The sequence below is a fragment of the Bradyrhizobium sp. BR 10289 genome, from assembly GCF_019455385.1.
Lineage (GTDB): Bacteria > Pseudomonadota > Alphaproteobacteria > Rhizobiales > Xanthobacteraceae > Bradyrhizobium.
The window spans coordinates 155036-169384 of record NZ_JACOFR010000001.1 but is presented as its reverse complement, the minus strand read 5'-3'; the positions used below and the strand labels follow the sequence as shown (position 1 = coordinate 169384).

At 63.8% G+C, this 14349-nt stretch carries 12 protein-coding genes; 7 read left to right on the top strand and 5 right to left on the bottom strand.

Annotated features, from left to right (window positions below):
* Positions 1–206: 206 nt before the first annotated feature.
* Positions 207–980 (bottom strand): alpha/beta fold hydrolase, encoded by a 774-nt coding sequence (locus tag HYH08_RS00790; RefSeq protein ID WP_220007838.1) that lies wholly within the window; start codon positions 978–980, stop codon positions 207–209.
* A gap of 149 nt (positions 981–1129) precedes the next feature.
* On the opposite strand from HYH08_RS00790, the gene HYH08_RS00785 reads away from it, so the two are divergent.
* The 5 genes from HYH08_RS00785 (at position 1130) to HYH08_RS00765 (ending at position 7526) form a co-directional block, all read left to right on the top strand.
* A complete protein-coding gene (locus HYH08_RS00785; RefSeq protein ID WP_220007837.1) occupies positions 1130–1780 on the top strand; it encodes a GntR family transcriptional regulator in 651 nt (216 codons plus the stop codon).
* Positions 1777–3306, top strand: coding sequence for an aldehyde dehydrogenase (locus tag HYH08_RS00780; protein ID WP_220007836.1), 1530 nt, complete (start codon positions 1777–1779; stop codon positions 3304–3306). Before HYH08_RS00785 ends, HYH08_RS00780 begins: the two co-directional genes overlap by 4 nt.
* Before the next feature lie 177 nt (positions 3307–3483).
* A complete protein-coding gene (locus tag HYH08_RS00775; protein WP_220007835.1) occupies positions 3484–4851 on the top strand; it encodes an MFS transporter in 1368 nt (455 codons plus the stop codon).
* A 131-nt stretch (positions 4852–4982) separates the two neighbouring features.
* Positions 4983–6479 carry an amidase gene (locus HYH08_RS00770; RefSeq protein ID WP_220007834.1) on the top strand — a complete coding sequence of 499 codons (1497 nt, stop codon included), beginning with the start codon at positions 4983–4985 and terminating at the stop codon, positions 6477–6479.
* A 195-nt stretch (positions 6480–6674) separates the two neighbouring features.
* Positions 6675–7526 (top strand): hypothetical protein, encoded by an 852-nt coding sequence (locus tag HYH08_RS00765; protein ID WP_220007833.1) that lies wholly within the window; start codon positions 6675–6677, stop codon positions 7524–7526.
* Positions 7527–7571: 45 nt separating this feature from the next.
* On the opposite strand, the gene HYH08_RS00760 is transcribed toward HYH08_RS00765, so the two are convergent.
* Positions 7572–8174: a TetR/AcrR family transcriptional regulator gene (locus HYH08_RS00760; RefSeq protein ID WP_220007832.1), complete on the bottom strand. Its 603-nt coding sequence runs from the start codon at positions 8172–8174 to the stop codon at positions 7572–7574.
* Between the two features lie 200 nt (positions 8175–8374).
* Between HYH08_RS00760 and HYH08_RS00755 the strand changes: the two genes are divergently transcribed.
* Together HYH08_RS00755 and HYH08_RS00750 are read left to right on the top strand one after the other, a co-directional pair.
* Positions 8375–9619 carry an efflux RND transporter periplasmic adaptor subunit gene (locus tag HYH08_RS00755; protein WP_220007831.1) on the top strand — a complete coding sequence of 415 codons (1245 nt, stop codon included), beginning with the start codon at positions 8375–8377 and terminating at the stop codon, positions 9617–9619.
* Positions 9620–9772: 153 nt separating this feature from the next.
* On the top strand, positions 9773–12973 hold the full coding sequence (locus HYH08_RS00750; protein ID WP_220007830.1) for an efflux RND transporter permease subunit: 3201 nt from the start codon (positions 9773–9775) through the stop codon (positions 12971–12973).
* Here the strand turns inward: HYH08_RS00750 and HYH08_RS00745 are convergent.
* From HYH08_RS00745 to HYH08_RS00735, 3 genes are read right to left on the bottom strand one after another with little or no spacing between them, the layout of a single operon-like run.
* Complete coding sequence (locus HYH08_RS00745; RefSeq protein ID WP_220007829.1) at positions 12970–13698, bottom strand: sulfite exporter TauE/SafE family protein; 729 nt, start codon at positions 13696–13698, stop codon at positions 12970–12972. The two genes, HYH08_RS00750 and HYH08_RS00745, sit on opposite strands and share 4 nt — an antisense overlap.
* A 15-nt stretch (positions 13699–13713) precedes the next feature.
* Entirely contained in the window at positions 13714–13899 is a 186-nt protein-coding gene (locus HYH08_RS00740; protein ID WP_349631388.1) for a hypothetical protein, read from the bottom strand.
* Positions 13892–14149, bottom strand: coding sequence for a hypothetical protein (locus HYH08_RS00735; RefSeq protein ID WP_220007827.1), 258 nt, complete (start codon positions 14147–14149; stop codon positions 13892–13894). The genes HYH08_RS00740 and HYH08_RS00735 overlap by 8 nt, the downstream gene beginning before the upstream one ends.
* Positions 14150–14349: the final 200 nt, after the last annotated feature.

Genomic DNA, 14349 nt, shown 5'->3' with positions numbered 1-14349 from the left:
ATGAGACACGCCGATGCAGGTTGCGGTTATTGACGCGCGGAACGTGCCAGAACTGTGTGTAGAAACTCTTAGGAGGTCCCGCTCAATCCCGGCGGCTCATGCCCCGAAACCAAGTGGCGTGGTGACGCTTGGGTAAAAATTCGAAAACAACCCCATGCACAGTAGGAATCGGATCGGAATTATTGACCTTTTTTCCAAATTGCCGATCAAAGCAAGAAGCCCTCGAGCGCTCCGAGGAACTGCCGCGGCGACTGAAGCTGCGGCACGTGCGCGCAGCCCTTGATGATCTTGAGCTCGGCGTGTGGCAGGCCCGCGGCGAGCTCATGCGACATTGGCGGCGGCGTCGCCTCGTCGTGCTCACCGACCAGCACGAGGACCGGGACTTTCACCGCGGCAAGGTCTGCGCGGAGGTCGAGGGTTGCCAAGGCGTCGCATGCGGCACGAAACACGTCGGGATCGGTCCGCAGAAATGCGGCACGACGATCCTGCATCAGTCCCGGATGCTGCGCCTGAAATTCGGGCGCGAACAGGCGCCGCATGGCGATGTCGGTGATCGCCTCCAGGCCCTTTTCACGGGACACCCTCGCCATGTTGCGAAACGCCTCGCGGCCGGGCTCCGAGAACGCCGCGCCGCTGTCGGCAAGAACAAGTTTGCTGGCGAGACCGGGATGGCGGATCGCCATCTGCAAGGCGACGAAGCCGCCATAGCCATTGCCGAGCACGATCGCTGGCGCCCCGCCTGCGGCATCCTTCACCGCTTCGGCCATGCGATCCGAGATCGCTGCAAGCCCGCCCTCGACCGCGCTTGAGTGGCCGAACCCGGGCAACTCCGGCACGATGGTGCGAAACGATCTCGCGAGTTCAGGCACGATCGCATCGAAACTCGCCCGATCCGACAGCAGCGAGTGAAACAGGAACAGCGGCGGTCCTTCGCCCGCTTGCGCGGCGTTGACGGTCCCGTTGGCAAGAAGCCTGTCCATGTCCTGTCTTTCCTCATCGCGCTGGGATCACGCGCTCGCGTGCCCTGGAAGCCCTGACTGATAAATCAACTGTCAGAGAATTCAAGCATTTGGCTCTTGACGTGAAATATCACGACTGAGATATTAGGCACCAGGGAGATCGAAGTCGTATGCTTTTGCGCGAAAATATCTATGATTTGCTGCGGTCTGATATTTTAACTTGTCGCTTGGCGCCTGGCGATGAAATGCGCGAGCAGGATCTGGCCGAGCGCTATGACGTGAGCCGGCAACCGGTCCGGGATGCCCTTCTGCGGCTCCAGCGCGAGCACCTCGTGACGGTGCAGCCGCGCCAGGGCTACCGCGTCACGCCGATCTCGCTGTCCGATGCCCGCGACCTGCTCCGCTTCCGCCTTGCCCTGGAGCCGGCCTGCGTTGCCGAGGCGATCGAGAGCGCGCCCGACAGCGTGCTGAAATCGCTCGACGAATTCCGCCGCTTCTCCGGCAACCACGAGGACTTCATCGCCTACAATCGCGGCTTCCACACCGCGCTGGCGCATGCCTCCGGCAATCGCCGCATGGCGAGCGCGCTGTGCGACCTGATCGGCCAGGCCGACCGCCTCGTCCGGGTCAGCATCTCCAACCTGAAAGGCCACGATCCGGCGAAGCTCGTTGGCGAGCACGTCGCGCTCATCGACGCCATGCAGCGACGCGAGACGCGAACCGCTGCGCGCATCATCAAGGCCCATATCGGGGCCACCGAGAAACGCGTTTTGCCGGCGCTGAAGCGCAACGCCGTCATCGTGGAAGAGAGGTCGTCATGAATATCCCGTCAAAACCCGCCTCGATCGACGTAGAAATCCACGGCAATTTCATCGATGGGCGTGAAGTCGAAGCCGGCAATGGCACGATGCTCGACGTCCGCAATCCCGCAACCGGCGACGTCATTGCCCGCATTCCCAATTCGACCGCCGAAGACATCGACCGAGCCATGAAAAGCGCGCGCGCCGCGTTTGAAGGCAAGGCCTGGGGCGGCATGGACACCCGCGCCCGGTCCCGGCTGGTCAACAAGCTCGCCGATGCGTTTGAGGCCAATCTCGAGAGCCTGTACCGGCTGGAAACTCTCAATAACGGGCGCCCGATCAACGAGACCCGCGCCCAGCTCTCCCGCCTGCCCGACTTCTTCCGTTACTTTGCCGGCGTGGCGCTGGCGCGCCGCGACTCCGTGATCCCCGTCGAGGGCGCGTATCTCAACTACACGCTGCGCACCCCGATCGGCATCGTCGCCAATTGCACGCCGTTCAATCATCCCCTGATGATCTTGTGCAAATCGCTCGCCGTGGTGCTGGCGACAGGCTGCGTCACCGTGGTCAAGCCGTCGGAATATACGCCGCTGACGACCTTGAAGCTCGCGCAGATCTTCACCGAGGCGGGCCTGCCGCCCGGCGTCTTCAACATCGTGCTTGGCCTCGGCCAGAGCGCCGGCAAGATGCTGGCCGAACATGGAGACATCAACAAGCTGGTGCTGACCGGCGGCACCGAGGCCGGCCGCATCGCCGGCAGCGCGGCTGCAAAAGTGTTCGCGCATCAGACCATGGAGCTCGGCGGCAAGACCCCGGTGATGGTGTTCGACGATTTCGACGTCGACCGCGCCGTCAACTACGCCGCCTTCGGTGCCTTCATCGGCGCCGGCCAGACCTGCGTCTGCGCCTCGCGCCATATCGTGCAGGCCTCGATCTATGACGAGTTCGTCGAGAAGCTGAAAGCCAAGACCCGCAGCATCCGCATCGGCGATCCCTTCGATGCGAGCACTCAGCTCGGCCCCGTGATCTCCGCCCGGCAGCGCGACCGTGTTCTCACCTACACCGGCTACGGCCACGATGACGGCGCGCGTCTCGTCACCGGCGGTGTCGCCGCGAAAGTGCCGGGCCATGACAACGGCTATTTCGTGGAGCCGACCGTGTTTGCCGACGTCACATCTGACATGCGTATCTTCCAGGAGGAAGTGTTCGGGCCCTTCACCTCGGTGACGCCGTTCAAGGACGAGGCCGACGCGCTCAGGCTCGCCAACGACTCGCCGTTCGGCCTTGCCGCCGCGATCCGCACCCGCGACGTCGCGCGCGCGCATCGTGTCGCCGCCTCCGTCAAGGCCGGCATCGTCTGGATCAACGATCACCACCGGCTCGACCCGGCCTCGCCCTGGGGCGGCGTCGATGATTCCGGCATCGGCCGCGAATGCGGCACCGAGAGCTTTGACGACCATTTCAACACCAAGAGCGTGATGGTCGCGACCCACGAGCAGCCGTTCGACTGGTACCGCGACACGGCCAACCAGCGGCGATTGAACTAGAGCATGATCCGGAAAAGTGTGAAGCGGTTTTCCGAAAAGATCATGCTCAAACCAAAGAGCTAAAGCGCGATGACGATTCAACCAAATCTCATCGCGCTTTAGCAGAGACCAGCAGCGGCCGACCGCCCGGAGAAGGCGGGCCACTTCAACGGGAATAACAGTCAAGGGAGAGCGTCAATGTCGACATCGGTGAACGCGGGCAGTCGTCTGGATCGGCTGCCGATCGGGCCATTCCATCGCCGCATCATGCTGCTGATCGGCATCGGCATGTTCTTCGACGGTTTCGACATCTATATCGCCGGCACCGTGCTCAGCGTGACGCTGAAGACGGGATTTTCGACGCTGGCCCAGAACGCCGCCTTCATCTCCGCAACTTTCGTCGGCATGATGCTGGGATCGTTCGGCACCGGCTTCCTCGGCGACCGCTATGGCCGCCGCTTCACCTATCAGTTCAATCTGCTGCTGTTCGGCATCGCTTCGCTCGCCGCGGCGTTCTCGCCGAACATGGCCTTCCTCATTGCCTGCCGGTTCGTCATGGGCGTCGGGCTCGGTGCCGAAAACGTCGTCGGTTATTCCACGATGACGGAATTCGTGCCCGCCCGCACCCGCGGCAAATGGCTCGGCTTCACCGCCGTGTGCGTCGTGACGGGCCTGCCCGTCGCGCTGCTGGTGGCATCCGTGCTGGTGCCGCAATTCGGCTGGCGCTCGATGTTCGTGCTCGGCGGCGTCGGCGCGCTGGTCGTCTGGTACATGCGCAAGTCGCTGCCGGAATCGCCGCGCTGGCTGGAAGCTGTGGGGCGCACCGCGGAAGCAGAAACCCTGATGCAGGCGATCGAGAAGGAAGCGGCGCAAGGCCAGTCCTTGCCGCCTCCTGCGCCCACAATGCCGGCTCCGGTCGCGCCCGATCTCGGCACGCTGTTCACCGCGCCCTTGCTGTCGCGGATGATCGTCGGCGCGGTTTGCCTGATCACGATCAACACCCTCCTCTACGGCTTCGTGACCTGGCTGCCCGTGTTCTTCGTCAAACAGGGCCTCTCGATCGCGACGTCATTCGGCTATTCGCTGCTCATGGCGCTCGGCGCGCCCATCGGCTCGGCCATCGGTGCGCTGACTGCGGACCGCTGGGGCCGCAAGCCGACCATCATCGGCGCGTCGCTGATCGCGGTGGCGCTCGGCATCGTCTATCCCCTGATCTCGGATCCGATCCTGCTGCCGGCGGTCGGCTTTGCGCTGACCGTGCCGATCTACGTGCTGGTGGCGCTGCTGTTCGGCATCTACATCCCCGAGCTGTTTCCGACCGAGGTGCGCCTGCGCGCCTCCGGCATCGTCAACACGCTGGGGCGCGGTGCCACGATCGTCACGCCGTTCCTGGTGGTCTCGCTGTTCGAGTCGCGCGGCGTCGCCGGCGTGATGGCCCTGATGATCGGCCTCCTGGTGGTGCAGATCATCACGGTCTGGGCGCTCGGGATCGAGCCGCGGCATCGCAGCCTGGAGGAGCTGAAGGCCGAGGAAACGGCAGCGCCGGTGCTGAAGGAAGCGTCCTGACTCAATCCAGCGGCGAAAGCTCCGTAGCCCGGATGGAGCGATAGCTTCATCCGGGCCGTACATCCGCGTCGGGACCTGTCCCGGATTGCGCTGCGCTTCATCCGGGCTACAAGGTGTCGGCCGGAATACAAATGGAGCTCGTGATGACCGCGGATGGTGTTGACCTTGACTACGGCTCAATCGGTGCACTCCTTGACGCCCTCTACGCCCGTAAGATCTCCGCCTCGGAATTGCTTGGCCATACCATCGCGCGCATCGAGGCGCTGGACGGGCCGATCAACGCCATCGTCGTCCGCGATTTCGATCGCGCGCGAGACGCCGCGCGCGCCGCCGATGCCGCGCTCGGCCGCGGCGAGCGGCGGCCGCTGCTCGGCATTCCAGTCACCTTGAAAGAGCCCTTCAACGTCGCGGGCCTGCCGACGACATGGGGCTTTCCGCACTTCAAAGACTTCCATCCCACGGAGGACGCCCTCCTCGTCTCGCGGTTGAAGGCGGCGGGCGCCATCATCATCGGCAAGACCAACATCCCGATCGGCTTACGCGATTTCCAGAGCTACAACGAGATCCACGGCACCACGAACAACCCGTGGGACCTCAGCCGTTCCCCCGGCGGCTCCTCCGGCGGATGCGGCGCGGCGCTGGCCGCCGGCTTCGGTCCGCTTTCGATCGGCTCGGATATCGGCGGCTCGATCCGGGTCCCTTCGCATTTCTGCGGCGTGTTCGGACACAAGCCGAGCCTCGGCCTGGTGCCGCTGCGCGGCTACAGCCTGCCGCCGGCGCCGCCCGTGCCCGGCCAGGGCGATCTCGCCGTCGTCGGACCGATGGCACGCACGGCTTCGGACCTCGCCCTGTCGCTCGACGTGATCGCCGGCCCCGACGAGATGCGCGATGGCGTCGGCTATCGCCTGGCACTGCCCGCCTCGCGCCATGACCAGCTCAAGAATTTCAGGATCCTCGTGATCGACACGCATCCGCTGATGCCGACGGGCGATGCGGTGCGTTCGGCCATCGGACGATTGGCCGCGCGTCTCGAACGAACGGGTGCGCACGTCGCGCGTTCGAGCGCTGCGTTACCTGATCTCGCGGACTCCGCGCGGCTCTACATGAAGCTGTTGAACGGCGCGCGTAGCCCGCGCCTGACCCCGGCCGCGCTCGCAGAAGCGCAAGACGTCGCCGCAGCCCTCGCACCCGACGACCGCACCCTCCAAGCCGAGCGCGCCCGCGGCTGGGTCGCGCTTCATCGTGAATGGCTCGCGTCCGATGCAGCCCGGCTGCAGCTGCAACACAAATGGTATCAGCTCTTCCGCGCGTTCGATGCCGTGATCTACCCGGTCGCCGCCGTGCCGGCCTTTCCGCAGGACCAGTCTGAGCCGTTCGACGCGCGGCAGCTCGACATCGACGGCAAGCTCTATAATTACTCCGATGCCTGCTTCATCTGGGCCGACCCCGCCTCGACCTGTGGACTGCCGGCCACCGCCGTTCCGATCGAGCGCACGCCCGAGGGCCTGCCGGTCGGCGTCCAGATCATCGGGCCGTATCTGGAGGACCGCACGACAATTGCGCTGGCCGGGCTGATCGAACGCGAGTTCGGCGGCTTCGTGCCGCCGCCGGCCCTCACCGCGATCTAGTCCGCAAGATGACGAAGGCGGACCGCGCGGTTTGCAATCAAATTGGGTTGGCAGAGTGCCCCTCGACCAAGCAGCCCGGCGAACTCGACTACCAGCTGCAATTTCAGCAGGAACCCTCTAGCCAAAAGAGAAAAACCGAGGCATGCTCATCAACCTTTGATAGTATTTTATTTCAGCATACCGGGGGGTTGTTCGATGCAAATGCCACCCTTCTCTAAGGAAGTGATTAGCTCACGTACAGTCTCGCTGGCAGCTGTAGCGTTTGGCTTCGCTCTCGCCATAGCCGCCGTCGGCTACTTCCTTTTTTCCGTTGGGAGCACTGAGGTCGACGGAAAAGACGTCACCATACATCTTGGTCCATTTCCAATCTCTTTGAGAGTGATTGTATTCGGCCTTTTCCTTCTTTCATTTGTTGTAATTTGGTTTCTTCTCTACTCGCAATATTCGAGCGAGGCCGACGATCTCTATTCGCGCGTTCGCAAAAAACTCATCGGAAACTGGAAGGTGGTGTATGAGGTCGAACCGGGCCAACAAGTCGCCGGTGGCTTCGAACGTCTCGGTGAGATAGTATGTAGAATTTCTCTGAATCCAGCGCAGAAATTGGAGATCAACTACGACGTCTCAAACAATCCTCTTTTCCCGGAGGGGACTCAAACGATTCGAGCAATTGGCCTAACTCACGACGCAGGAAGCAAGTATTGGCTCACGTACTATTTCAAAAGAAACCAAACCGTCAGTCAAAGACTCTCGGACGTGCTCTTAGATAACGACGGTCACAGACTGACTGAATTGGAAGTTGAAATATTCGCTAACTTGGAGTTCGAAGATACCCTCACGAAGAATCCAATTATGAAATTCGGGGGGCAATGGTTTGATTTGAACGGAAATATGATACGTCTTTTTGCACTCACCGGAGAATTTTCGAAAGATGATTCACAGCAGAAAAAGTATCGGCTCGCCGACGCACATATCGACCGCGACAATTTCGCCGCGCTCATGGGTAACATCACGTTTGAGCGAATAGCCGACGCCGAGCCGGCAGCCTAAGCAACGGGAAAGCCACGTACAGTCCTCTTGCGCGCTCGTCGGGAATCATTCTCTCGCCGACTGCGCCTGAACCGCCTGCACGGCGACATCAGCCACCTGCCGCAGCGCCTCGCGGTCCGCGCCAGAGGACGCCATCACGCCCATGCCGACGGACACCGCCATGACATAGCGCGCGAGGGCGGCGGGATCGGAGGTCGGCTTGAGATCGCCTTCGGCCTTGGCGCGGACAAAACGGTCGCGGAGCTGGTCTTCATTCTCGGCGCGGCGGGCGGCGAGCTCGAAGGGGACGTTTTCGGAGCCGGTGCCACAGGCAATGCCGCCCTGCACCAGCAGGCAGCCGGGCGGATTGGCGGGATCGGTCTGCTTTTCGGCGATGCCCATCAGCATCCGCTCGGCGACGTCGCGCGCGGTGGGCGCGGCGACGATCCCGTCCATCCACGCACCGCGCAGCTTGGTGTAGCGATCGAGCGCGGCCTTCAGCAGGCCTTCCTTGTTGCCGAAGCAGGCGTAGAGGCTCGGGGGATTGATCCCCATGGCCTCGGTGAGCTGGGCGATGGTGGCGCCCTCATAGCCATGGCGCCAAAACACTTCCATTGCCTGATCCAACGCCACATCTGCGTCGAATTCGCGGGGGCGACCCATGCCCATGTGCCTGTTCTCCTTGGAATTGGCGCGGTCCCTCAGCCTAACGCCAGATCCTATCTATTTGTTCTGCTTTATTTTTTCTTCCGCTTGCCAGGTCTTGCGGTAAGCGGCTACAATTTTCTTAGTGAATGGTACATAAGTATCTTGCATTGCGATATCCAGCTCCACATCTGTAGTGAACACTACATATCTGGAGCGCGCAAATGCATCCCTCGCAAACCTCCCCCCGCGCCGGCCGTTTCCGCCGCCTTCTTGGCGGCGTCGCGGTCGTCGGCGCCCTCGCCGTGGCCGGCTCGATCGCGACCGGCCATTATTTTCGTGCCGCCCAAGCGACGGCAACGGCCGCCGCGGCTGAACAGGCCGTTCCCGTCACTGTCGCGCTGATCGAGCCGAAGCAGACCGTGCTGTGGGACGATTTCTCCGGCCGGCTGGAGGCCATCAACCGCGTCGAGCTGCGCCCGCGCGTCGCCGGCGCGATCCTGTCGACCAACTTCACCGAAGGCGCGCTGGTGAAGGCCGGCGACGTGCTGTTCAAGATCGATCCGGCGCCTTACGCGGCCGAGGTCGACAAGGCCGCGGCGCAGCTTGAAGCCGCGAAAGCGCGCGTCGTGTTCACCCAGAGCGAGCTCGAGCGAGGCGCGCAGCTGGTCGGCAACGCCGTGGTCACGCGGCGCGACTACGACCAGCGCGACAATGCCAATCGCGAAGCGATCGCCAATGTGAAGGCCGCTGAAGCGACGCTGCAGACCGCCAAGCTCAATCTCGACTACACCGAGGTGCGCGCGCCCGTGGACGGCCGCGTCGGCAAGTTCGAGATCACCGTCGGCAATCTCGTCGCCGCCGGCACCGCCTCCCCCGTCCTGACCACGCTGGTCTCGGTCAATCCGATCTACGCCTCGTTCGACGCGGATGAAGAGGTGGTGCTGCGGGCGCTGAACTCGATTGCGGATGCCTCCGGCCAGCGCGGCAGGCTCGACCAGATCCCGGTGGAGATGACCACCTCGGGCGGCCTCTCCGCGAAGGGCCACATCCAGCTGATCGACAACCAGGTCAACGGCCAGAGCGGCACCATCCGCGTCCGCGCGGTGTTCCGGAATGACGACGGGCGTCTCATTCCCGGCCAGTTCGCCCGCGTGCGGATGGGCCAGCCGAAGCAGCAGACGCTGGTCATGATCGACGAGCGCGCGATCGGCACCGACCAGGACAAGAAGTTCGTGATGGCGGTCGGCGAAGACAGCCGCGCGGTGTATCGCCCGATCACGCTCGGCGGTTCGGTCGATGGGCTCCGCATCGTCACCGCGGGGCTGAAGCCGGGCGACCGCATCGTCGTCAACGGCCTGCAGCGCGTGCGGCCCGGTGCCCTCCTCAAGACGGAGGTGGCGCAGATGGGCGCGCGTGGGCCGCAGCAGGCATCGAACCACAGCAACCAGGACGTGGTGCAACGCTAAGGATGTCATCCCGGGCGACGCATGACGCGCGCCCGGGATGATCAAAAAACGACCAAGACAACGACCAAGACATCGCATCCCGATTCCGGACATCGCGGACAAAGCCCGCGTCCCGGATGACGGGAGAGCTGTCTCTCTTGCAGGGGCAAGGCCATGAATCTCTCAAAATTCTTCATCGATCGTCCGATTTTCGCCGGCGTGCTGTCGGTCCTGATCTTCCTTGCCGGCCTGATCTCGCTGTTCGCGATGCCGATCTCTGAATATCCCGATGTCGTGCCGCCCTCGGTCGTCGTGCGCGCGACCTATCCCGGCGCCAACCCCAAGGTGATCGCGGAGACGGTGGCAACGCCCATCGAGGAGCAGATCAACGGCGTCGAGAACATGCTGTACATGTCGAGCCAGGCCACCACCGACGGCGCGATGACGCTGACGGTGACGTTCCGCCTCGGCACCGACCCCGACAAGGCGACGCAGCTGGTGCAGAACCGCGTGCAGCAGGCCGAACCGCGCCTGCCGGCCGTGGTGCGCCAGCTCGGCATCATCACCAAGAAGTCCTCGCCCGACCTCACCATGGTCGTGCATCTCTTGTCGCCGAACGGCCGCTATGACATGACGTATTTGCGCAACTACGCGGTGCTCAACGTCAAGGACCGGCTGGCGCGGATCGACGGCGTCGGTGACGTCCAGCTCTATGGCGCCGGCGATTATTCGATGCGGGTCTGGGTCGATCCGCAGAAGGCGGCCGAGCACGGCCTGACCGCGAGCGACATCGTCAAGGCGATCCAGGCGCAGAACGTCGAGGCCGCCGCCGGCGTGGTCGGCTCCTCCCCCAACGTCAAGGGCATCGACCTCCAGCTCTCGGTCAATGCCGAGGGACGCCTCGCCAACGAGGAGCAGTTCGGCGACATCGTGGTCAAGACCGGCACGCGCGGCGAGGTGGTTCGTCTTCGCGACGTCGCGCGCATCGAGCTTGGCGCCTCCGAATACGGCCTGCGCTCGCTGCTCGACAACAAGCAGGCGGTGGCGATCCCGATCTTCCAGGCGCCGGGCTCTAACGCGCTGGAGATTTCCGACCACGTCCGCGCCACCATGGCCGAGATCAAGAAGAACATGCCGGAGGGCGTGTCCTACCAGATCGTCTACGATCCCACCCAGTTCGTGCGCTCCTCGATCGAAGCCGTGATCCACACGCTGCTCGAGGCGATCGCGCTGGTGGTGCTGGTGGTGATCCTGTTCCTGCAGACCTGGCGCGCCTCGATCATCCCGCTGCTGGCGGTGCCGGTGTCGATCGTCGGCACGTTCGCGGTGATGCACGTGTTCGGCTTCTCGATCAACGCGCTCAGCCTGTTCGGCCTCGTGCTCGCGATCGGCATCGTCGTCGACGATGCCATCGTCGTGGTCGAGAACGTCGAACGCAACATCGAGGGCGGGTTATCCCCGCGCGACGCCACCTATCAGGCGATGCGCGAAGTGTCGGGCCCGATCATCGCGATCGCGATGGTGCTGATCGCGGTGTTCGTGCCGCTCGCCTTCATCTCCGGCCTCACCGGCCAGTTCTACAAGCAGTTCGCGTTGACGATCGCAATCTCGACCGTGATCTCCGCGGTCAACTCGCTGACGCTGTCGCCGGCCCTGTCGGCGCTATTGCTGAAGGGCCACAACGAGCCGAAGGACAAGCTGACCATCGTCATGGAGAAGAGTCTCGGCTGGTTCTTCCGCCGCTTCAACCGGGCCTTCACCTACTCCTCGAACAGCTACAGCGGCACCGTCGGCAAGGTGATCTCCGGCAAGGCCGCGGTGATGGGCCTCTATGTCGTGCTGGTTGGCGTTACCGCCCTCCTGTTCCAGCAGGTGCCCAGTGGATTCGTGCCGGGCCAGGACAAGCAATATCTGGTCGGCTTCTCGCGGCTGCCGGACGGTGCAGCGCTCGATCGCACCGAAGAGGTGATCCGCAAGATGAGCGACATCGCGCTGACCCAGCCCGGTGTCGAGAGCTCGGTCGCCTTCCCCGGCCTGTCGATCGCCGGCTTCACCAACTCCTCCAACGCCGGCATCGTGTTCTCGACACTGAAACCGTTCGACGAACGCAAGGATCCCTCGCTCAGCGGCCCCGCAATCGCGGCGGAGCTGAACAAGAAGTACGCGGGCATCCAGGAAGCCTTCATCGCCATGTTCCCGCCGCCGCCGGTCAACGGCCTCGGCACCATCGGCGGCTTCAAGCTGCAGATCGAGGACCGCGCGGGCCTCGGCTATGAGGCGCTGAACGAGGCTACGAAAGCGTTCATGGCGGCGATGCAGAAGGCGCCGGAGATCGCCGGCGTGTTCTCGAGCTTCCAGGTCAACGTGCCGCAGCTGTTCGCCGACATCGACCGCACCAAGGCGCTGCAGCTGGGCGTGCCGGTGACGGAGGTGTTCAATACGCTGCAGATTTACCTCGGCTCCTACTACGTCAACGACTTCAACAAGTTTGGCCGCACCTACTCGGTCTATGTCCAGGCCGACGCGCCGTTCCGCGCCCGCGCCGACGACATCAGGCAGTTGAAAGTGCGCTCATCCTCCGGCGACATGGTGCCGCTCTCGGCACTGCTGAAGATCCGCCAGAGCGCAGGCCCCGAGCGTGCGATCCGCTACAACGGCTTCCTGTCGTCCGACATCAACGCGGCAGCCGCACCCGGCTTCTCCTCGGGCCAGGCACAGGAGGTCGCGACGCGGATCGCGGCCGAGACGCTGCCGCCGGGCTTTGCGTTCGAATGGACCGACCTGACCTATCAGGAGTTCATCGCCGGCAATTCCGGCCTCTGGGTGTTCCCGCTGGCAATCCTGCTGGTGTTCCTGGTGCTGGCCGCGCTGTATGAGAGCCTGACCCTGCCGCTCTCGATCATCATGATCGTGCCGATGGGGCTGCTCGCCGCGATGTTCGGCGTCTGGATCTCCAAGGGCGACAACAACGTCTTCACCCAGATCGGCTTGATCGTGCTCGTCGGCCTCTCCGCCAAGAACGCGATCCTGATCGTCGAATTCGCGCGCGAGCTCGAATTCGCCGGGCGCACGCCGATCCGGGCCGCGATCGAGGCGAGCCGGCTGCGGCTTCGTCCGATCCTGATGACCTCGATGGCCTTCATCATGGGCGTGTTGCCGCTGGTGCTCTCGACCGGCGCCGGCTCGGAGATGCGGCGCGCGATGGGCGTTGCGGTGTTCTCCGGCATGATCGGCGTCACATTGTTCGGCCTGTTCCTGACGCCGGTGTTCTATGTGCTGCTGCGAACCATCACCGGCAACAAGCCGCTGGTGCATCATGGCAGCGGCTCCAGCGTAGTGCCGGTGCAAGGCACAGTCACCAGTCCGGGGCACTAGATCAAAGAAATTCCCGAGATCAGCAGCAGAACGAGCACGGTCTTGCGAAAGACCGTCTCGTTGACCCGGTGAAAGGCGATCACGCCAAGTGCCGAGCCGGCGAACAGCGCCGGCAGGCTGATGGCGAGATCGACGAAGACCTTCGACGACAGGTCCTGGTGGCCGATCAGCAGGCCAATCGCAAAGACCTGCATCGCGGCGATGAAAGGCTGCACCAGGCCGCGCTGCTCGCTCTTGGGCATGCCGCGCATGTCGCACCAGATCGTCGGGATCGCGCCGGGCATCGCCGTGAGGCCGCCGACCAGCCCGCCTCCAAATCCGATCAGCGCAACCCAGTGACGGCCGACGGCCTCGCCGGCCGTCACCAGTGTCGGTCGCAGCAGCATGTAGGCGGCGTAGAGCGCGACGATGATGCCGAAGCCGCGCCGGAGCAGATGCGTATCGGTGCTCTGGAGCAGCGACACCGCGATGGGCACGCCGATCAGGCCGCCGACGATCAGCAGCAGGCTGCCCTCCCAACGAATGCTGCGCCGGAGCGCCCACAAATTGGTCGCCTGCACGCCGATGCTGCACGCCATCATCAGCGGCACCGCCTCCAGCGGCTGAAACACCCGGAGCAGGATGGCGCCCGCAACCGCCGAGAACGCAAAGCCCGAGAGCCCCGAGACGAAGGCGCCGGCGAACACGGCAACGCTGAGCAGAAGGCCGGTTTCGATGTCAGGCACGATGACGGCTCCGGATCAATCGTAATGCGACTGTGGCACCGGGACCTCGGTGCCGCCGGTGCAGAGCACCGGCTGGCTGCCGCTCACCTGCGCCGGCGCGGCCGGCTGCGCGTGAGAGCGCTCCAGCATCGCGAGCCCGGCCAGCTGAAGCGTGACCAGGGCTGCGGTCAGCGCGGCCGCGACGATGTTGGCGTTACGCACGCTCGAACGCGGGCTCGCCGGGGGCGCGCTCGCGCGCATCAAGTCCGTGGGCATGGGCGGAAATGTCCTCTTTGTTGCTGACCGGAATGATTTCATTCAAAGGCAATGCGTCGTGCGGCTGCTCCAGCAAATGGCGATAGCGCTGCAAGGCGCGCTGCGCCTCCATTTTGCGCTGCGCGTGGAATGCGGCGCCGAGCCGCGCGACGATGCTGCGGAACCTGCCTGCCAAATCCGGTGACGGCGTTCGCATGACAATCTCCTTTGAACATGTCGGCGAGATTGACGGGATCGGGTTTCGCTTGCAGTGAGTTGCTTCACACAACGATCGAACGCGTCAAACAACAGATCGTGTGACGTCTCGTAAGAGAGAACGACGAAAGTCGCGTCATTCAATCGAATGACACGCAATAACTTAATAATGATGCTGCTGATTGAACCTGATGGCGTGTC

Coding starts and splice junctions, on each gene's coding strand:
- HYH08_RS00790 (WP_220007838.1), bottom strand. CDS start 980: ATGGACAGGCTTCTTGCCAACGGGACCGTCAACGCCGCGCAAGCGGGC.
- HYH08_RS00770 (WP_220007834.1), top strand. CDS start 4,983: ATGGAGCTCGTGATGACCGCGGATGGTGTTGACCTTGACTACGGCTCA.
- HYH08_RS00775 (WP_220007835.1), top strand. CDS start 3,484: ATGTCGACATCGGTGAACGCGGGCAGTCGTCTGGATCGGCTGCCGATC.
- HYH08_RS00780 (WP_220007836.1), top strand. CDS start 1,777: ATGAATATCCCGTCAAAACCCGCCTCGATCGACGTAGAAATCCACGGC.
- HYH08_RS00765 (WP_220007833.1), top strand. CDS start 6,675: ATGCAAATGCCACCCTTCTCTAAGGAAGTGATTAGCTCACGTACAGTC.
- HYH08_RS00750 (WP_220007830.1), top strand. CDS start 9,773: ATGAATCTCTCAAAATTCTTCATCGATCGTCCGATTTTCGCCGGCGTG.
- HYH08_RS00735 (WP_220007827.1), bottom strand. CDS start 14,149: ATGCGAACGCCGTCACCGGATTTGGCAGGCAGGTTCCGCAGCATCGTC.
- HYH08_RS00785 (WP_220007837.1), top strand. CDS start 1,130: ATGCTTTTGCGCGAAAATATCTATGATTTGCTGCGGTCTGATATTTTA.
- HYH08_RS00755 (WP_220007831.1), top strand. CDS start 8,375: ATGCATCCCTCGCAAACCTCCCCCCGCGCCGGCCGTTTCCGCCGCCTT.
- HYH08_RS00760 (WP_220007832.1), bottom strand. CDS start 8,174: ATGGGCATGGGTCGCCCCCGCGAATTCGACGCAGATGTGGCGTTGGAT.